General features: G+C 60.4%; 15 protein-coding genes. 8 read left to right on the top strand and 7 right to left on the bottom strand.

Going from position 1 to position 18358, the window contains the following annotated elements; translation table 11 throughout:
* Positions 1–52 precede the first annotated feature (52 nt).
* Entirely contained in the window at positions 53–874 is an 822-nt protein-coding gene (locus AC3I65_RS16590) for an aldo/keto reductase (protein WP_047227762.1), read from the bottom strand.
* A gap of 108 nt (positions 875–982) precedes the next feature.
* The gene (locus tag AC3I65_RS16585; RefSeq protein WP_047227763.1) at positions 983–2134 is read right to left on the bottom strand and encodes an aldose epimerase family protein; all 1152 of its coding nucleotides are present in this window, start codon (positions 2132–2134) and stop codon (positions 983–985) included.
* A 319-nt stretch (positions 2135–2453) separates the two neighbouring features.
* Here AC3I65_RS16585 and AC3I65_RS16580 point away from each other — a divergent pair, with 319 nt between their 5' ends.
* The 3 genes from AC3I65_RS16580 to AC3I65_RS16570 all read left to right on the top strand — a co-directional run bounded on the left by AC3I65_RS16580 (position 2454) and on the right by AC3I65_RS16570 (position 4896).
* Entirely contained in the window at positions 2454–3179 is a 726-nt protein-coding gene (locus AC3I65_RS16580) for a hypothetical protein (protein ID WP_370695203.1), read from the top strand.
* 102 nt (positions 3180–3281) lie between these two features.
* The gene (locus AC3I65_RS16575; RefSeq protein WP_047227884.1) at positions 3282–4067 is read left to right on the top strand and encodes a sulfite exporter TauE/SafE family protein; all 786 of its coding nucleotides are present in this window, start codon (positions 3282–3284) and stop codon (positions 4065–4067) included.
* A gap of 280 nt (positions 4068–4347) precedes the next feature.
* The gene (locus AC3I65_RS16570) at positions 4348–4896 is read left to right on the top strand and encodes a DUF4174 domain-containing protein (RefSeq protein ID WP_076384005.1); all 549 of its coding nucleotides are present in this window, start codon (positions 4348–4350) and stop codon (positions 4894–4896) included.
* Positions 4897–4963: 67 nt separating this feature from the next.
* On the opposite strand, the gene ampC is transcribed toward AC3I65_RS16570, so the two are convergent.
* Entirely contained in the window at positions 4964–6112 is a 1149-nt protein-coding gene (gene ampC, locus AC3I65_RS16565) for a class C beta-lactamase (RefSeq protein WP_047227766.1), read from the bottom strand.
* 252 nt (positions 6113–6364) lie between these two features.
* Here ampC and AC3I65_RS16560 point away from each other — a divergent pair, with 252 nt between their 5' ends.
* Together AC3I65_RS16560 and AC3I65_RS16555 are read left to right on the top strand one after the other, a co-directional pair.
* Positions 6365–7243 carry a Dyp-type peroxidase gene (locus AC3I65_RS16560; RefSeq protein WP_047227767.1) on the top strand — a complete coding sequence of 293 codons (879 nt, stop codon included), beginning with the start codon at positions 6365–6367 and terminating at the stop codon, positions 7241–7243.
* Positions 7244–7334: 91 nt separating this feature from the next.
* A complete protein-coding gene (locus tag AC3I65_RS16555; protein ID WP_076384007.1) occupies positions 7335–8081 on the top strand; it encodes an SDR family oxidoreductase in 747 nt (248 codons plus the stop codon).
* Between the two features lie 150 nt (positions 8082–8231).
* Here AC3I65_RS16555 and mapR read toward each other — a convergent pair whose 3' ends face one another.
* The 3 genes from mapR to AC3I65_RS16540 form a co-directional block, all read right to left on the bottom strand.
* Entirely contained in the window at positions 8232–9641 is a 1410-nt protein-coding gene (gene mapR / locus AC3I65_RS16550) for a GntR family transcriptional regulator MpaR (protein WP_076384008.1), read from the bottom strand.
* A gap of 164 nt (positions 9642–9805) precedes the next feature.
* Entirely contained in the window at positions 9806–11218 is a 1413-nt protein-coding gene (gene ccoG / locus AC3I65_RS16545; protein ID WP_488524007.1) for a cytochrome c oxidase accessory protein CcoG, read from the bottom strand.
* Between the two features lie 248 nt (positions 11219–11466).
* On the bottom strand, positions 11467–11703 hold the full coding sequence (locus AC3I65_RS16540) for a DUF3203 family protein (protein ID WP_047227771.1): 237 nt from the start codon (positions 11701–11703) through the stop codon (positions 11467–11469).
* A gap of 136 nt (positions 11704–11839) precedes the next feature.
* Between AC3I65_RS16540 and AC3I65_RS16535 the strand changes: the two genes are divergently transcribed.
* On the top strand, positions 11840–12340 hold the full coding sequence (locus AC3I65_RS16535; protein WP_076384010.1) for an MgtC/SapB family protein: 501 nt from the start codon (positions 11840–11842) through the stop codon (positions 12338–12340).
* A gap of 87 nt (positions 12341–12427) precedes the next feature.
* Here the strand turns inward: AC3I65_RS16535 and AC3I65_RS16530 are convergent, their stop codons facing one another.
* Positions 12428–12592, bottom strand: coding sequence for a hypothetical protein (locus AC3I65_RS16530; protein WP_171061344.1), 165 nt, complete (start codon positions 12590–12592; stop codon positions 12428–12430).
* A 221-nt stretch (positions 12593–12813) separates the two neighbouring features.
* Here AC3I65_RS16530 and AC3I65_RS16525 point away from each other — a divergent pair, with 221 nt between their 5' ends.
* Both AC3I65_RS16525 and treS read left to right on the top strand, forming a co-directional pair.
* Positions 12814–14817 (top strand): alpha-1,4-glucan--maltose-1-phosphate maltosyltransferase, encoded by a 2004-nt coding sequence (locus AC3I65_RS16525; RefSeq protein WP_488524006.1) that lies wholly within the window; start codon positions 12814–12816, stop codon positions 14815–14817.
* A gap of 190 nt (positions 14818–15007) precedes the next feature.
* On the top strand, positions 15008–18352 hold the full coding sequence (treS, locus tag AC3I65_RS16520) for a maltose alpha-D-glucosyltransferase (protein ID WP_107322631.1): 3345 nt from the start codon (positions 15008–15010) through the stop codon (positions 18350–18352).
* Positions 18353–18358 lie beyond the last annotated feature (6 nt).

Raw genomic sequence — 18358 nt, 5'->3', positions numbered from 1 at the left:
CGCCCCAGCGGGAGCAAGCTCCCTCGCCACAAAAGCGCTTTGCTCGTGAGAACTAGACCATCGCCAAGCGCTGCTTGCCTTCGGGCTGCGGGAATATCAAATCCAGCGCCGCCAGATCCTGGGGTGCGAGCTTCAGGTTGGCCGCTTCGGCGTTCAAGCGCACATGTTCGCTCTGAACGGCTTTGGGAATGGCAATGACATTGTCCTGACGCAACAGCCAGGCCAGGGCGATCTGCGCTGGGGTTGCGCCATGGCGTTCGGCGATCTGGCCCAAGGTGTGGTCCTTGAGCAGTTGCCCGCCCTGGCCGACCGGGCAGTAAGCCATGACTGGCATGCGCTGCTGTTGGCACCAGGGCAGCAGGTCGAATTCGATGCCACGCTCCTGCAGGTTGTACAGCACCTGGTTGGTGGCGCAGGCCGGTGAAGCCAGTTCTTCAAGGTCCGCGACATCAAAGTTCGACACGCCCCAGCGGCCGATCTTGCCTTCTTCGCGCAGGCGTTCGAACGCTTCGACGGTTTCTTCCAGCGGGTATTGCCCGCGCCAATGCAGCAGATAGAGATCGATGTAATCGGTGTCCAGTCGGCGCAAACTGCGTTCGCAGGCAAGCGCAATGCCTTTGCGGCTGGCATTGTGGGGATACACCTTGCTCACCAGGAAAACCTGGTCCCGCAGGCCGGTGATCGCTTCCCCAACGACCTCTTCGGCGCCGCCCTCGGCGTACATCTCCGCCGTGTCGATCAGCGTCATGCCCAATTCAATGCCCAGGCGCAGGGCCGCCACTTCCTTCTTGTGAAGCGACGCTTCTTCACCCATGCGCCAGGTGCCCTGGCCAATCACCGGTACGGCCTCGCCAGCCAGCTCCAGAGTCCTCATTTCTACCTCCTGTTTGCAGAACATCAGACGTGTGGCAGCAGGATAGACCAGGTGTTCAAGGTTGATCGTCCCCACCGCCGTGGGAACGATCTTTTCGAAGGGCAGGATTTATTGTGCGGAGAACTTCAACACCATGGTCTGGGTGTAGGTCTGGCCGGGGTCAAGCCGGGTCGACGGGAAGTTCGGCTGGTTTGGCGAGTCGGGGTAGTGTTGGGTTTCCAGAGTGAACGCGCCCCAATGCGGATAGACCTTGCCGTGCTTGCCCTTGATCGTGCCGTCGAGGAAGTTGCTGGTATAGAACTGCACGCCAGGCTCGGTGGTGTAGAGCTCCAAGCGCCGTCCGGACTGTGGGTCGTAGACATCAGCGGCCAGTTTGCTCACGTCACCCTTGGCGTCAAGCGCCCAGTTGAAATCGAAACCGCCCTGTTTGGGTTCGGCGAATTTGAGCTGCGGGTGATCGGCCTTGATATGGGTGCCGATGGCGGTGGGCTTGGTGAAGTCCATCGGCGTACCGGCCACGGGGGCCAACTCACCGGTGGGGATAAGCTTGTCGGTCACCGGGGTGTAATGGGCGGCATGCAGGGTCGCGACCTGTTTGAGTATGTCGCCGTTACCGGCACCGGCGAGGTTGAAATAGCTGTGGTTGGTCAGGTTCAGCACCGTGGGTTTGTCGGTGGTGGCCTGGTACTCGATACGTAATTCGTTCCGTTCATTGAGGCTGTAGGTGACATCTGTTTTCAGTGCGCCTGGGAAACCCATCTCGCCATCCGCCGACAGGTAGGTCAGGGTCACGCCCACCGAGTCCTTGCCGTCATGGGGTTCGGCCTTCCAGACGCGCTTGTCGAAACCTTGCGGTCCGCCGTGCAGGGAGTTGCTCTTGTCGTTCTGCGGCACCTGGTAGCGCTTGCCGTCCAACTCGAATGCGCCGCCAGCCAGGCGATTGCCGAAGCGGCCAATGGTTGCGCCGAAATACACATTGCCGTTCTTCTGGTAACCCTGCACATCGTCGAAGCCCAGCACAACATCGGCGGCCATACCGTTCTTGTCCGGCACGATCAGTGACTGGAGGATCCCGCCGTACGTGATGACAGTAGCCTCCATGCCGTGGCTGTTGCGCAGGACGAATTTTTCCACCGCGGTACCGTCGCTGGTCTTGCCGAACGCTGCGCGTTCATTGCTCAGGCCGGCGGCCTGGGATGCAGAGGTGGCGATCATCAGAGACACTCCGAGAGCCGTGAGCAGATGTCTGGATTCAAGCATGGTGTGACCTTCCTTCCTGTCTTGTTGTTGTTTGGAACGCGGGTCGAGTCCGGTGTTTAGTCGGACAGCGATGAAGGTATATTTGGTTAGTAGTCTTTCTATTTGAAAGGCTAGAAGGGATTTATAGCCATTAATCGCGATTAATCAATTAAAAAGTCATACTAATTGAGCGGGGCGGATCTTCCCCATCTGTGTGGTTTTCCCTCGTCCATCGCACTTTTACGTTTTTTGCCGCTCTATCCATGGCCAGGAAGCGGCGACCCCCACCGCCTCCCCAAGCCCAGACCGAGACTCGATGGCCGGTGTTTTTCATTTCGTGATGGTGTCGCGACGTCGCTGTTCAGCGCTGTTGGTCGGCGTGTTGATGTTGCTTGGCGGCGGTTGCAGTCATCAGCAGGGGCAAGACATGGTCACTCAGTTCAGCAACACCAGGCCTCAGGAACTGCTGCAGACCAGCGTTGACCGCATGGCCACACTGGCGATGCATGACAACCTGCAAAGCCTCTATCTGCTGATGAACAAGCTTTATCTGCGCAACCCCGAAGAGTTGCGCAAGTCCGGATTTCTCGACGCCCGTGCCGCGGAAAAGCAGGTGCGCCTGGCCATCGAGCAGCAACAGCCGTTACCGACCCTTGGCGGCAAGAAGGACCTGGCCGCCCTGAGCTATGCCATGAGCCCTGAGTTCCTGGGGGATCGGGTGGGGGCGTTCATCTACGCCATTGGCAGCATGCTGGTCACGGCCCATGGCAATCGTCTCGAGTTCTACATGACCGACGCGATCGACCCGCGCTTTGTCAGCAACGCGGCGCGCAACATCGAAAAAGCCACTTGGATACTCAGCCAACGACTGGACAAAGACGGCAAACCGCTGCTGTTTTCCAATGAGATTTCGGAGGAGGGCAGCAATCTCAGCTTTGCCGTGGAGTTTGGAAAAATCGTTGCGCGCCTGGACCTGCTGACCCAAATGCTGGACGAGCGCTACCGGCGGATCGGTCTGAACTATGCCCAGAGCCTGCTCTTTCTTAACTTCCTGCCGGTTCAGTAACGTCAGAGGAAAAGGGAATAAAGATAGATCACATTGGTATAGGTGGTTATAAGAAAAATCGCTATGCTCGCGACCAGATTTTATTTCATGCGGTCGCGCTTAATGGATTTCGGTAATGTCGGTTTAGTCATAGCGGGCTTGGTTGTCGGTTTTATCGTCGGGATGACCGGCGTGGGCGGCGGTTCGCTGATGACCCCCATTCTGTTGTGGTTTGGTATCAACCCTGCAACCGCAGTGGGTACCGATCTGCTGTACGCGGCGATTACCAAGTCCGGCGGTGTATTGGTTCACGCCAAGAACCGCAACATCGATTGGGCCATCACCGGCTGGCTGACCTTGGGCAGTGTGCCGGCGGTAGGATTGACGCTGTGGTTTCTCAGCAGTCTGCACAGTTCGCCCGACGCCATGAACGCGATCATCAAGCAAGCCCTGGGTTTTGTGCTGTTCGCCACCGCCCTGGCGATTCTGTTCAAGAAACGCCTCCTGCAATTTGCCCATGATCGTGCGGGCGGCCACTACAATCCCACCGGCTCGCGGCTCAATGTACTCACCGTCGTCACTGGCCTGATATTGGGCGTCATGGTCGCACTGACCTCCATTGGCGCTGGCGCACTGGGCACTGTCGCACTGTTCATTCTCTATCCATTCCTGGTCACCAAGCGCCTGGTGGGCACTGAAATCGCCCACGCCGTACCGCTTACCCTGGTCGCTGGCCTGGGCCACGCCAGCATGGGCAACATGGACTGGCACATCCTGGGTTACCTGCTGGTCGGCTCGTTGCCGGGCATCTACCTGGGCAGTCACTTGTCGGGCCGCATTTCCGATGAGGTGCTGCGCCCATGCCTGGCAGTGATGCTGGCGATGATCGGGTTCAAGTTGGCGTTCTAACTAACCTGCGCACCAATCAATGTGGGAGCGAGCCTGCTCGCGATGAGGCCGGTACAGCAGAACATCTGCTGGATTGACTGTGCGCCATCGCGAGCAGGCTCGCTCCCACATAAGTTGTGCCCGACTCCTGTCACGAAATTGTTCATCTCCCACGCCACGGTTGCGCAATGACCCCTCTGGCCTAAGCTTCAAGGCAGGCAGGCGCGGTATTGGGCGACTGTCGCGGAACAATCGCCGCCATGCGCAATCAGTACAGCGTAGATATCAAAAGGAGAGGCGCATGCTCATTCGGTCGTTGACCTTCGCTACCTTGTTGGCCATTGCAGGTCCCTTGTTCGCCGCGGATGGCGACTCACCCTTGGCCGCGGACAAGGGCAAATCCCGCCCCTTGATTGTCATCGCGCCGAGCACCGTCGATCCTGCATGGGTCAGCCTGAAAAAAGCATTGGAGGAACCGGCCGGCAAACAGGGTTTTTCCGAGCGCAACCTGGTGCTTTACACCGTGCTCAACACGATGGGGCAGCGCGATGGCAAAGACCTGGACCCGCAAAGCACCATGGCGCTGATCCGGTCACTCAGGTTGGGGGCCGGTGCCCAGACCAAGATCATCCTGGTGGGCAAGGACGGAGAAAAGAAGCTTGAGCACTCGGGAGCGATTGAGCTGAAGGACATCTTCGACACCGTCGATAAACTGCCCCCAGCAGAAAAGGAAGCGGCGGCGCCAGCCCCGACTCCCGCGCCTGAAGCTGCGCCGGCCCAGGAAGGCAAGGGTGCCAAGGCAGGCAAGACGGGCAAACCGGTGACTGCGCCGAAGCCGCTGGAGGATTGATCGGGCAGGCGATGAGCTCCCTTTGTGGCGAGGGAGCAAGCTTCCTCGCCACAGTAATTTGCGTAGCCTATTGTTTCTCCAGCGCCGTCAGGATCTTGTGCGCGGCCTTCACCCGTTCCTCGATCGGGTAGTTTTTGTTTGCCAGCATCACGATCCCCATATCCTTTCCAGGAACGAACGCCGCATAGGCACCAAAGCCACCGGTCGAGCCAGTCTTGTTGATCCAGCTGTCGGCCGGCGCAGGCAGGGGTGGGTTGAGCGGCTCCACTTTTTGTGGCATCAGGGCCATCTGCGGTGCATTGCCGGCCAATAGCGCGTCAAGCGTGACGGGGTAGGGGTAGAACTCCCAACCCAACCCCTGGGTCATGCCATTGGCCTTGTAGAACCCGGTATGCGTCGTGGCGATGGCCTGTCGCAGATCGGCGTCCAGCTTTTCAGGCCGCAGGTTAGCCTCGATGAAGCGGATCAGGTCCGATGAACTGGTTTTCACGCCATAGGCCTCGGCGTCCAGCGCTCCCGGTCCGACCCGCACTGGCTTGCCGTCCTTCGCGTAGCCTTGGGCGTAACGGCTCAATTGATCCTTGGGCACCCGTACATAACTGTGCTTGAGGCCTAATCCCGGCATCAGTGTCTGTTCCATCACCTCATCGAACGGTCGTTCCAGGCTGCGGGCCGCCAGGTAGCCGAACAGGCCGATGCTCGGGTTTGAATAGAGCCGCTGGGTACCGGCCGGATAGAGTGGTTTCCAGGTCTTGTAGTAACTGAACATCCGGTCCGGATGGTCCGCTTCGCCAGGAAACTGCAACGGCAGGCCGCCCGGCGTGTAGGTGGCAAGGTTGAGCAGGCTGATGCCTTGCAGGGCGCTGCCGCTCAGCTCGGGGGCGAAGCGACCGGCCGGGTCCGACAGCGACAGCTTGCCTTGGGCCTGGGCGTAGGCGCCGAGGGTGGCGGTGAAGGTCTTGCTGACCGAGCCGATTTCGAACAGCGTCTGGTCGGTCACTGCCTGCTTCGTGTCCTTGGAGGCCACCCCGTAATTGAAGTAATGACGTTCACCATTGTGAGTGATTGCCACGGCCATGCCGGCGATGTCCTGTTGTTTCATCAAGGGCTGGATCACGGCATTGACGGTGTCTTCAACGCGCTCCTGGGCAAAGCCCGTTGTCGTGCCGCAGGCGATGAAAAAAGCGCCCGTAAGTATCGATTTGGCAATGTGCATGTCTGACCGTTCTCCATGAGTCCTGAGGGTGCCAGCCGCTCTGCCAGCAGCTTTGGGGGCACCCAATCTAGGGAGTTTTCCGATGTCCGGCAATCGGGATCCTTGCAGTTCGAACCGGGTTCCGAGTCATCTGACCGGGTTGCAAGAGACTTCCTACGAAAATCTTTAGCGTCCTGGCCTTCGACAGCCCATGGCAAACCACACAAACCACTGGTCGCCGGGTAAACTTGCGCTCTTTCTAAAGGAGTCCACATGAGCTACTACCAGCCCGGCATTCTCGCCACCCCTGTTCCGCCTCAGGCCCGTCACTTGTTTTTTGCCCTGGAATCGGTCGAGGCGCTGCCGGCTGCGATCGATAAGCTTTTGTTGCAAGTCGATGATCGAGTAGTGATCGGCCTGGGCGAGTCGCTGGTCCAGGCGCTGGGTGCGCAGGTCGAAGGCCTGCGGGCGTTTCCGGCCCTGGCCGGCGTGGGCGTGGACAACCCTTCGACCCAGCACGCGCTGTGGTGCTGGCTACACGGCGAAGACCGTGGCGAGCTGCTGCACCGCAGCCGTGCCATCGAGGCCGCTCTGGCCCCGGCGTTGCGCCTGGTGCAGATGAACGAAACTTTCCGTCATATGACCGGCCATGACCTGACCGGTTATGAAGACGGCACTGAGAACCCTCACGATGAAGCGGCCATCGCCGCTGCCCTGGCTCAAGGTGTCGATGGAGTGCGCGGTGGCAGTTTTGCGGCGATCCAGCAGTGGCAACACGATCTGGATGGTTTCGCCGCCATGCAACCCCATGAGCGCGACAACATCATGGGCCGGCGCCTGAGCGACAACGAGGAAATCGACGATGCCCCGGAGTCGGCCCACGTCAAACGCACCGCCCAGGAAAGCTTCGCCCCGGAAGCCTTCGTCGTACGCCGTTCCATGCCGTGGATTGAAGGGGATCGCGCAGGCCTGATGTTCCTGGCGTTCGGTTTCTCCCTCGACGCTTTCGAGGCTCAACTGCGGCGCATGAGCGGCCTGGAGGACGGTATCACCGACGGCCTGTATCGCATGAGCCGGCCGATCACGGGGGGCTACTACTGGTGCCCGCCGTTGCTGGATGGACGTCTGGATCTGCGGGCCTTGAGCCGCTGAGGCCGGCGCCACGCGCAACGGCTTGTGCAAAAGCGCAGCGTGAACGCTATTCTTGGGCCGGACGTCTATCCGTGCAATGGGGAGAGCAAACGTGGATAAGGTCATCGTTATCACCGGTGGCGGCCGCGGGATCGGGGCGGCCACGGCGCTGTTGGCTGCCGACCTGGGCTATCGGATCTGCATCAATTACCAGTCCGATGAAGGCGCCGCGCAGGATGTGCTCGGACAGGTCCGGGCCAAGGGCGCCCAGGCGATTGCCGTGCGGGCGGATGTCAGCATCGAAGACGAAGTGGTCGCGCTGTTCGACCGTGTGGACGCTGAGTTGGGTCGCGTCACCGCTTTGGTGAACAACGCCGGCACAGTCGCCCACAAGTCCCGACTCGACGAAATGTCCGAGTTCCGCATTCTCAAGATCATGAAGACCAACGTGCTGGGGCCAATCCTCTGCGCCAAGCACGCGGTGCTGCGCATGTCGCCCAGGCATGGCGGGCAAGGTGGCAGTATTGTGAACGTCTCCTCGGTGGCCGCCCGCCTGGGCGCGCCGGGCGAGTATGTCGACTACGCGGCCTCCAAAGGCGCGCTGGACACGTTCACCATTGGCCTGTCCAAGGAAGTCGCTGGAGAAGGTATCCGCGTCAATGCGGTTCGCCCAGGTTATATCTACACCGATTTTCATGCCCTCAGCGGCGACCCGGACCGGGTCAGCAAGCTGGAGTCGGCAATCCCCATGGCCCGTGGCGGCCGTCCCGATGAAGTGGCTGAAGCGATTATCTGGTTGCTGTCGGACAAGGCTTCGTATGCGACCGGGACGTTTGTGGATTTGGGGGGCGGGCGCTGAGCTTTGAAATATCAGTTGTCTGTTCTGCCGCCATCGCGAGCAGGCTCGCTCCCACAGTGGGTTTGCGGCGAGACGAATCTCTCAGCTACGCAGCAGATCTCATGTGGGAGCGAGCCTGCTCGCGATGGGGCAATAACAGACAACCCCATATCAAAACGACCGAATAATCCGCCCCAACGTCTCCATGGCCTTCTCTGACACTTCGGTCCACGGGCTGCCGTAGTTCAAACGGATGCAATTGCCGAAACGCCGGGTCGGTGAAAAGATCGGCCCAGGAGCGATGCTGATGCCTTGGGCCAAGGCCATCTGGAACAGTTTCAGCGAGTCCATCTGCTCCGGCAGTTCCAGCCACAGGAAATACCCACCCGCCGGCTGGCTGACGCGGGTCTGTGCGGGGAAGTAGCGGGCGATGGCGGCGAGCATGGCGCTTTGCTGTTCTTCCAGGGCGTAGCGCAGTTTGCGCAGATGACGATCATAACCACCGTGTTGCAGGTAATCGGCGATGGCCGCCTGGGCCGGCATCGAGGCGCACAGTGACGTCATGAGTTTGAGCCGTTCGATCTTCTGTGCGTAACGCCCGGCGGCGACCCAGCCGATGCGATAGCCCGGCGCCAGGCTCTTGGCGAACGAACCGCAATGCATCACCAGCCCTTCGGTGTCGAACGCCTTGGCCGGCTTGGGTGCCTGCTGGCCGTAATAGAGTTCTGCATACACGTCGTCCTCGATCAGCGGCACCTGATGACGGCGTAGCAACTCCACCAACGCCTGTTTTCTTTCCTCGGGCATGGTCGCGCCCATGGGGTTCTGGAAACTGGTCATGCACCAGCATGCTTTGATCGGGTGGCGCTCCAGCGTCTGCTCCAATACATCCAGATCGATGCCGTCGCGTGGGTGCACCGGAATTTCCACTGCCTTGAGCTTGAGCCGCTCCAGCACTTGCAGGCTGGCGTAGAACGCTGGCGCCTCGATGGCCACCAGGTCGCCGGGCTCGGTGACGGCTTGCAGGCACAGGTTCAAGGCTTCCAGGGCGCCATTGGTGACCAGCAGTTCTTCCATGGGCAGCATCAGCCCGCCGACCATGTAGCGCAGGGCGATCTGTCGGCGCAATTGCGGATTGCCCGGTGACATGTCCGTGACCACCATTCGGGGGTCCATATCCCGCGTTGCGCTGGACAGCGAGCGGGACAGTCGTTGCAGGGGAAACAGGGTCGGGCTGGGGAACGCCGAGCCGAACGGTACGGTGGCTGGATCCTTGATCGAGTCCAGCACCGAAAACACCAGCTCGCTGACGTCGACTTCGGTGCTGTCGTGCACCTGGGTGCTGATCACCGGCTCGGCGAACGGATTCGGTGCATGGGCGTTGACGAAGTAGCCGGAGCGCGGACGAGCCCGGATCAGGCCACGACGCTCCAGCAGGTAGTAGGCCTGGAACACCGTGGACGGGCTGACGCCGTAGGTCTGGCTGGCATAACGCACCGATGGCACACGCTGCCCTGGGCCCAGCACGCCGGAGCGGATCAGCTCAGCGATGTCGTCGGCGAATTTCTCGTAGCGTTTCATAGCGGGCCCGCTCTTGAACAATTCAGGGGGTAACGCACGGCTTGCGCAGTTACCTGTGGGAGCGAGCCTGCTCGCGATGGGGCCGGTACATTCAATGTTGATATTGTTTGACCGTCCGCCATCGCGAGCAGGCTCGCTCCCACAAAGGTTCGGCATCTTAAGCCTCAACGATTTATCGGCGCCACAAAGCGGCTCGTGGCCTCACTGAAAGTCCCAGGCTCGTCACTGTCGGCCACCTTGAAGACCATTTCCCGGGAGCCGCTACGGGGCCGTTCGCTGAGCATTGCCACCGACACCGGTACGTCGAGGATTTCCCCCGGCGCCAGGCTCAGTTGCGTTTTGCCCTGCAGGACAAAACCTTCGGCGTCCGCCAGGGACAGCTGATAATCCTGGCGCTGCTGGGTCTTGTTGATGATTTTCAGGCTGTAGATGTTCTCGATCTGGCCCAGGCTGTTTTCGCGGAACAGCCCACGGTCCTTGGTCACGTCCAGCGACACCATGGGGCGTTCTGCCAGCGCCACGGCCAAGGCCCCGATCATCACCAGCAGCACGGCGGTATAGCCAATCAACCGCGGTCGCAGCAGGCGAGTCCGGCCACCTTGCAACTGATGTTCAGAGGTGTACTTGATCAGGCCACGGGCATAACCCATCTTGTCCATGATCGAATCGCAGGCATCGATGCAGGCGGCGCACCCGATGCACTCCATTTGCAGGCCGTCGCGAATGTCGATGCCGGTGGGACAGACCTGCACGCACATCTGGCAATCGATGCAATCGCCCAAACCCACATTGGCCGGGTTCACTTCGCGCTTGCGCGGGCCCCGGATTTCGCCACGTGCGGTGTCATAGGAAATGGTCAGGGTGTCTTTATCGAACATCACGCTCTGAAACCGTGCATAGGGGCACATGTGCATGCACACCGCTTCACGCAGCCAGCCGGCGTTGAGGTAGGTGGCGCCGGTAAAGAACAGCACCCAGAACAGACTGACACCGGCCATTTGCAGGGTCAGAAGTTCTTCGGCCAGCGGGCGGATCGGCGTGAAATAACCGACAAAGGTCAAGCCGGTGAGCAGGCTGATTGCCAGCCACAATGTATGTTTGGCTGAGCGACGCAGCAGCTTGTTCAAGGTCCAGGGCGCCGCCTGCAGCTTGATCCGCTGGTGCCGTTCGCCTTCGGTGATTTTCTCGCACCACATGAAAATCCAGGTCCAGGAACTCTGCGGGCAGGTGTAGCCGCACCACACCCGACCGGCAAATACGGTGATCGCGAACAGGCCGAAGGCGGCGATGATCAGCAGTGCCGACAGCAGGATGAAATCCTGGGGCCAGAAGGTCGCGCCAAAAATGTGGAATTTGCTTTCGGCGAGGTCCCAGAGCACCGCCTGGCGGTCGTCCCAGTTCAGCCACACCGTACCGAAAAACAGCAGGAACAGAAGCCCTGCACCGCTGATGCGCAAAGTGCGGAACAAACCGGTGAAGCTGCGGGTGTGGATCAGGTTATCGGTGGTCCGGGCCTTTATCTTCGTCGGCGCGGGTTCGAAGTGCTGTATCAACTGGACGGGGATTCTTTCGCTCATGGTCGGTCGCTCCTCAGCCTGTAACTGGCCGGCGCACTATGACCATCGAACTGTTTTCATAACAGACTCAGGTATATCGATAAAAACCGGATCAGATGCCGTGAGGCCCTGGCCCTGCGACACTTTGATGCATCCAGATCAGGCGAACAGATCTCGTTGGCGAAGACCGCCGTGGGAGCAAGGCTTGCTCCCACGCAGCCTCTCTGCACAGAGGACGATTTTCTCTTCAATCAAAGGGACAAAGGGATTCAGATCACCGAATCGCTATCAGTCGCCTTGAGGTTCTTACGCCCATCGACCGCCCCGGCCACGGTCAGGGCATCGGCTTGCGCCTCGGTGATGTACACCCGGCCGCCGTTGAGATCCACCGCCGACATGGCTTTTTCCGCATCAGTGATAACGGTCAACTCGCTGGCGGGTCGCTGTTCGTTGAACTCTTCGGTGTCGAAGGTGCAGATGTGGTTGCTATCGATATTGAAACTCATGGTTAGGTTTCCTTCTGGATGTCCTGAACGTTAGGCGTCGGCCCGCAGCCGCGGTTCGTTGCGTCTGATCAGCGGTCGAGCGCACCTCTGGCCTGGCTTGCGGTCCATCGTTTATCGACTGGAAAGAGGACCGTTCATGGACGCCTGGTGGCATGAAGTCTGGATAACCCTGCAATCGGAATTCGCCGATATCACCGATGCGCAGCAGATGACGCGGGTAACCGTACGCCTGCTGATGGCTGCGTTGTTGGGCGGCATCCTGGGTTTTGAGCGTGAACACAAGGGCAAGGCCGCCGGGGTCCGGACCCATATGCTGGTGGCCTTGGGGGCGGCGCTGTTTGTGCTGGTGCCGCAGATGTCCGGCTCCGAGGCTGACGCCATGAGCCGTGTGGTGCAGGGTGTTATCGCCGGCATCGGTTTCCTGGGCGCGGGCACTATCCTCAAGGGCAACGATAGTGACGAAAGCCATGTAAAAGGCCTGACCACCGCCGCCGGCCTGTGGATGACCGCCGCCATCGGCGTCGCCGCCGGGCTGGGGCGCGAGTCCACGGCAGTGCTCAGTACGGTATTGGCGCTGGCGATCTTCAGTGTAATGCCGCTGATTGTCCGGGCGCTGGAGAAGGAGGAAAAGCCGTGACCGCGATCTTCAGCCAGAACACATAATCCTGTGTGGAGCGAGCAAGCCCGCTCCCACAGGTTTTTTGTTATCCACTAGGCTGTTGGTTCAAACCCGCTCCGGCGGCGCCTCGCTCGGCGGGTCGCCCAGAGGAGGCTGGGGATCAAGCGGCGGGTCTTTTTCCGGGATCGGTTCCGGCTCGGGGCCGGGTGGCGGCAGGGTGGGGTCGTCAATGTTGGGGTCGGGTGTTTCAGCCGGGATGGGAATATTCATCAGGACGGGTCTCCGTGACGCACATGGCTTGAGTCGTGCTTAACCTTGTTGACCACCCTGCGCCTGGTTTGATCCCGCTGCCATCGGGGCAAATCACTCTGAACTTTTAACCGTCGATTCGGTTCGGAGTTTAAGTGAGTTTTTTCAGGGATCCATCCTTTCAAGGACTACTGGGCCTTTACCGCCACAACGTCCATGGGGCGTAAAAGGAGCGATGCTCGATGACTGCTGAACAACACCCGACTGACCTGTCGTACAACCCGCATTTGCCATTGTCCCAGGCCCTGTTACTGCCGCGTATCGCCATTGAAAGCACCATGCCGGTCATCGAAGGCGGGCAATTCGCCGCCAAGGCCGTGGCCGGGCAGGACGTGACGGTGACCAGCAAAGTCTTCGCCGACGGTCATGACAAATTGGCCGTGCATATCCTTTGGCGCGCGCTGAAGGATGAGTCGTGGAACAGCGCGGTCATGACCGAGCTGGGCAATAACGGCTGGCTAGGCCAGTTCAATGTGCCCGAGCAGGGCTTCTATGTGTTCCGCATCGAGGCCTGGATCGACCAGTTCGCCAGTTTCCGCTACGAGCTGGAGAAAAAATTCGCGGCCGGCGTGCCCATCAGCCTGGAATTGCAGGAAGGACGCAATCAGGTGCAGATGGCGGCCGAGCGCAGCGAAGGTGAGCTGAGGGAGCAATTGACCGCGTTGCACCATGAGCTTTCCGGCCTGTTGCCAGCTGAGCAGGTGGCATTGTTCCTGGCACCCCGCAGTGCCGGTCTCATGTCCCAGGCCGATCATCGGCCCTACTTGAGTATCAGCCCGCAATACCCTCTGGACGTCGAACGCAAGTTGGCCGAGTTCGCCAGTTGGTACGAGCTGTTTCCCCGCTCGATCACCGATGATCCCAAGCGTCATGGCACCTTCAATGACGTGCATTCGCGTCTGGCGGTGATCCAGGACATGGGGTTCGATGTGCTGTACTTCCCGCCGATCCACCCTATTGGTCGCAGTTTTCGCAAGGGCCCGAACAACTCCCTCACCGCCGGCCCCGACGATCCGGGCAGCCCTTATGCCATCGGGAGCGAGGAGGGCGGTCACGAAGCGATTCACCCGCAGTTGGGCTCGCGCGAGGATTTTCGGCGTCTGGTGGCCGCGGCGGCCGACCATGGCCTGGAGATTGCCCTGGACTTTGCTATCCAGTGTTCCCAGGACCACCCGTGGCTCAAGCAGCATCCGGGCTGGTTCAGCTGGCGGCCGGACGGCACGATCAAATATGCGGAAAACCCGCCGAAGAAATACCAGGACATCGTCAACGTCGATTTCTACGCCGCGGATGCGATTCCCAGCCTGTGGCTGGAGCTGCGGGACGTGGTAGTGGGGTGGGTCAATGAAGGCGTGAAGATCTTCCGTGTCGACAATCCCCACACCAAGCCGTTGCCGTTCTGGCAGTGGTTGATTGCCGATGTGCGGGCCCAGCACCCTGAAGTGATGTTCCTCGCCGAAGCCTTCACCACGCCGGCCATGATGGCGCGCCTGGGCAAGGTCGGTTATTCCCAGAGCTACACCTATTTCACCTGGCGCAATACCAAGACCGAACTGGCGACGTATTTCACCGAGCTCAACGAATCTCCGTTACGCGAGTGCTACCGGCCGAACTTTTTCGTCAACACGCCGGACATCAACCCGGCGTTTCTCCATGAGTCGGGGCGCGCCGGGTTTCTGATCCGCGCGGCCCTGGCGACCATGGGCTCGGGCCTGTGGGGCATGTACTCGGGGTTTGAATTGTGCGAATCGGCGCCAGTGCCGGGCAAGGAGGAATATCTCGACTCGGAGAAGTATGAGATCCGCCCCCGGGACTTCACCGCTCCGGGCAACATCATTGCCGAAATCGCCCAGCTCAATCGCATCCGCCGGCAAAACCCGGCGCTGCATACGCACTTGGGCCTGACGATCTACAACGCCTGGAACGACAACATCCTGTACTTCGGCAAACGCACCGCCGCCGATGGCAGCAATTTCATTCTGGTGGCAGTGAGTCTCGACCCGCATACCCCGCAGGAAGCCAATTTCGAGTTGCCGCTGTGGGAAATGGGGCTGCCGGACGATGCCCAGACCCAAGGCGAGGATTTGATGAGCGGGCATCGTTGGACGTGGTATGGCAAGTACCAGTTCATGCGTATCGACCCGGCCTACCAACCGTTCGGGATATGGCGGATCAGCGTGGCGTAAGGCTGTGGGAGCAAGGCTTGCCCGCGATGAAGTTGACGCGCTCTTCAGGGGAATCGAGGCGCCTGTATCGCGAGCAAGCTTTGCTCCCACAAAGTGAGGATAAATCCCCTCGCCACAAAAAGGCCCCACGACACAAAAAGACCTTACAAGCCTGTTTCAGCGGCTTTACAGAATTTCTCAGGAGTTGCAAATGGCGAAGAAACCCCGGTCTGCCACCTTTATCAAAGACCCGCTCTGGTACAAGGACGCGGTGATTTATCAGGTCCACGTCAAATCCTATTTCGATTCCAATAACGACGGGATCGGTGACTTTCCCGGATTGATCGAAAAGCTCGACTACATCGCCGATCTGGGCGTCAACACGATCTGGCTGCTGCCGTTCTATCCTTCGCCCAGGCGCGATGATGGCTACGACATCGCCGAGTACCGAGGTGTCAGCCCCGACTACGGCACCATGGCCGATGCGCGGCGTTTCATCGCCGAAGCCCACAAGCGTAATCTGCGGGTGATCACCGAGCTGGTCATCAACCACACCTCCGACCAGCATCCATGGTTCCAGCGCGCGCGCAAAGCCAAGCCGGGTTCGAAGGCGCGGGATTTCTACGTCTGGTCCGACGACGATCACAAGTACGATGGCACGCGGATCATTTTCCTCGACACCGAGAAATCCAACTGGACTTGGGATCCGGTAGCCGGCCAATACTTCTGGCACCGTTTCTATTCCCACCAGCCGGACCTCAACTTCGATAACCCCCAAGTGATCAAAGCCGTACTGTCGGTGATGCGTTACTGGCTGGACATGGGCATCGACGGCCTGCGCCTGGATGCGATCCCGTACCTGATCGAGCGCGACGGCACCAACAACGAGAACCTGCCCGAGACCCACGACGTCCTCAAGCAGATCCGCGCCGAGATCGATGCCAATTACCCCGACCGTATGCTGTTGGCCGAGGCCAACCAGTGGCCGGAAGACACCCAGTTGTACTTCGGCGATGTCGACGCCCAGGGTTTGAACGGTGACGAATGTCACATGGCGTTCCATTTCCCGCTGATGCCGCGCATGTACATGGCGCTGGCCCAGGAAGACCGCTTCCCCATCACCGACATTCTCCGCCAGACCCCGGAAATTCCGGCCAATTGCCAGTGGGCGATTTTCCTGCGCAACCACGATGAGTTGACCCTGGAGATGGTCACCGACAAGGAGCGCGACTACCTGTGGAATTACTACGCGGCCGACCGTCGGGCGCGGATTAACCTGGGGATCCGCCGACGTCTGGCGCCGCTGATGGAGCGCGACCGCCGTCGTGTCGAGTTGCTCAACAGCCTGCTGCTGTCGATGCCCGGCACGCCGACCTTGTACTACGGCGATGAAATCGGCATGGGCGACAACATCTACCTGGGCGACCGCGACGGCGTGCGCACGCCGATGCAGTGGTCGATCGACCGCAACGGCGGTTTCTCCCGCGCCGACCCGGCCAGCCTGGTGCTGCCGCCAATCATGGACCCGCAATACGGCTACCAGTCGGTCAACGTCGAGACCCAGGCCGGCGATCCTCATTCATTGCTGAACTGGACCCGGCGGATGCTGGCGGTGCGCAAGCAGTCCAAGGCCTTTGGTCGTGGCACGCTGAAGATGCTCTCGCCAAGCAACCGCCGGATCCTGGCTTATACCCGCGAATACACCGGCCCCGATGGCAAGCACGAAATCATCCTGTGCGTGGCTAACGTGTCTCGTAGCGCCCAGGCCGCCGAACTGGACCTGTCGGCCTATGCCGGGATGGTCCCGGTGGAAATGCTGGGGGGCAATGCCTTCCCGCCCATCGGCCAGCTGAATTTCCTGCTGACCCTGCCGCCGTATGGGTTCTACTGGTTTGCCCTGGCAACAGAAAACCAGATGCCGAGCTGGCATGTGGAGCCGGCCCAGAGCTTGCCGGACTTCACCACCCTGGTGCTGAAGAAACGCCTGGAAGAACTGCTTGAAGCACCGTCGCGCACCACGCTGGAGCAGACTATCCTGCCGAGTTGGCTGCAAAATCGTCGCTGGTTTGCCGGCAAAGACAGCGCGATCGAGAAGGTCAATATTGTCTATGGCGTGCGTTTCGGCGATCCGCAGCACCCGGTGCTGCTCAGCGAAATCGACGTCACTAGCGCTGGCCAGACACTGCGTTACCAACTGCCCTTCGGTCTGCTGGCCGAAGACCAGGTGGGCGCGGCGTTGCCGCAGCAATTGGCACTGTCTCGGGTTCGCCGGGTTCGTCAGGTCGGTTTGATCACCGATGCGTTCAGCCTGGAAAGTTTCGTGCGGGCGGTTCTGCAAAGTATGCAGGCCAATACGGTGCTGCCTTGCAGCGAAGGCGAGCTGCGGTTTGAACCCACCGAAGGCCTGGCCCCATTGAACTTGGGAGACGAGCCGGAGGTGCGTTACCTGTCCGCCGAGCAGTCCAACAGTTCGGTGGTGGTGGGCGGCAGTCTGGTGCTCAAACTGATCCGCAAAGTGGCGTCGGGCGTACACCCGGAGCTGGAAATGAGTGCCTACCTGACAGCCGCAGGTTTCAGCAATATTTCGCCGCTGCTCGGTTCGGTGATTCGCCGTGACACCGAGGGCGAAGATGCGCTGCTGATGATCGCCCAAGGCTACTTGAGCAATCAGGGCGACGCCTGGGAATGGACCCAGAACAACCTCGAACGCGCCCTGCGTGATGAGCTGGCCGATGCCGTGTCCGAGCAGGAACAGCACTACAACGCCTTGGGCGAACTCAAGGACTTCGCCGGCATGCTCGGCCAGCGCCTGGGGGAAATGCACGAGGTACTGGCTCAGGCCACCGATAACCCGGACTTCGCGCCCCAGGCCACCAACGCCAAGGAGGCCCAGGCCATCGGCAAGGATGTGGCCGCGCAGGTTGAGAACGCCTTGCGCCTGCTCAAGCAGAACCAGGGCCAATTGAACCCGGCGGACCAGGCCTTGGTCGCCCGCTTGCTGGAACACAAGAAGACCGTTCTGGCGCACATCCAGGAACTGGCCGGCAAGGCTGTCGGTGGCTTGCGCATCCGCGTCCACGGCGACCTGCACCTGGGGCAGGTACTGGTGATCAAGGGCGACGCCTACCTGATCGACTTCGAGGGCGAGCCGGCACGACCACTGCATGAGCGCCGCGGCAAGCATAGCCCGTACAAGGACGTCAGCGGCGTGCTGCGCTCCTTCGATTACGCAGCCGCCATGGCGATCCACCTGAACACCGTCGACAGCACCGCCGACGCCGACGCGGCGCGGCAACGGGTGGCTGATCGTTATTTGAAAGAGGCCCGTCAGGCATTTGTTGAGGCATATCGGCTGGCGGCAGCTAGTCTTGCCCATGAGTGGAAGGATGCTGAAGGCGAAGACGCCGCACTGGCGTTGTTCGGCCTGGAGAAGGCGGCCTATGAAGTGGCCTATGAAGCCGAGAATCGCCCCGCCTGGCTGCCCGTGCCATTGCACGGTCTGTACGGGTTATTGAGCGGGCTGAAACCCTTTTCCGACTTAGCCGGACCGATTTAGTGGAGA

The sequence above is a fragment of the Pseudomonas sp. N-1-13 genome (assembly GCF_057787095.1).
This window is presented reverse-complemented; position numbering and strand designations above follow the sequence as displayed.

Coding starts and splice junctions, on each gene's coding strand:
- ampC (WP_047227766.1), bottom strand. CDS start 6,112: ATGCACATTGCCAAATCGATACTTACGGGCGCTTTTTTCATCGCCTGC.
- AC3I65_RS16540 (WP_047227771.1), bottom strand. CDS start 11,703: ATGAGTTTCAATATCGATAGCAACCACATCTGCACCTTCGACACCGAA.
- AC3I65_RS16575 (WP_047227884.1), top strand. CDS start 3,282: ATGGATTTCGGTAATGTCGGTTTAGTCATAGCGGGCTTGGTTGTCGGT.
- AC3I65_RS16590 (WP_047227762.1), bottom strand. CDS start 874: ATGAGGACTCTGGAGCTGGCTGGCGAGGCCGTACCGGTGATTGGCCAG.
- AC3I65_RS16580 (WP_370695203.1), top strand. CDS start 2,454: ATGGTGTCGCGACGTCGCTGTTCAGCGCTGTTGGTCGGCGTGTTGATG.
- treS (WP_107322631.1), top strand. CDS start 15,008: ATGGCGAAGAAACCCCGGTCTGCCACCTTTATCAAAGACCCGCTCTGG.
- AC3I65_RS16535 (WP_076384010.1), top strand. CDS start 11,840: ATGGACGCCTGGTGGCATGAAGTCTGGATAACCCTGCAATCGGAATTC.
- AC3I65_RS16530 (WP_171061344.1), bottom strand. CDS start 12,592: ATGAATATTCCCATCCCGGCTGAAACACCCGACCCCAACATTGACGAC.
- ccoG (WP_488524007.1), bottom strand. CDS start 11,218: ATGAGCGAAAGAATCCCCGTCCAGTTGATACAGCACTTCGAACCCGCG.
- AC3I65_RS16570 (WP_076384005.1), top strand. CDS start 4,348: ATGCTCATTCGGTCGTTGACCTTCGCTACCTTGTTGGCCATTGCAGGT.
- AC3I65_RS16560 (WP_047227767.1), top strand. CDS start 6,365: ATGAGCTACTACCAGCCCGGCATTCTCGCCACCCCTGTTCCGCCTCAG.
- AC3I65_RS16585 (WP_047227763.1), bottom strand. CDS start 2,134: ATGCTTGAATCCAGACATCTGCTCACGGCTCTCGGAGTGTCTCTGATG.
- mapR (WP_076384008.1), bottom strand. CDS start 9,641: ATGAAACGCTACGAGAAATTCGCCGACGACATCGCTGAGCTGATCCGC.
- AC3I65_RS16525 (WP_488524006.1), top strand. CDS start 12,814: ATGACTGCTGAACAACACCCGACTGACCTGTCGTACAACCCGCATTTG.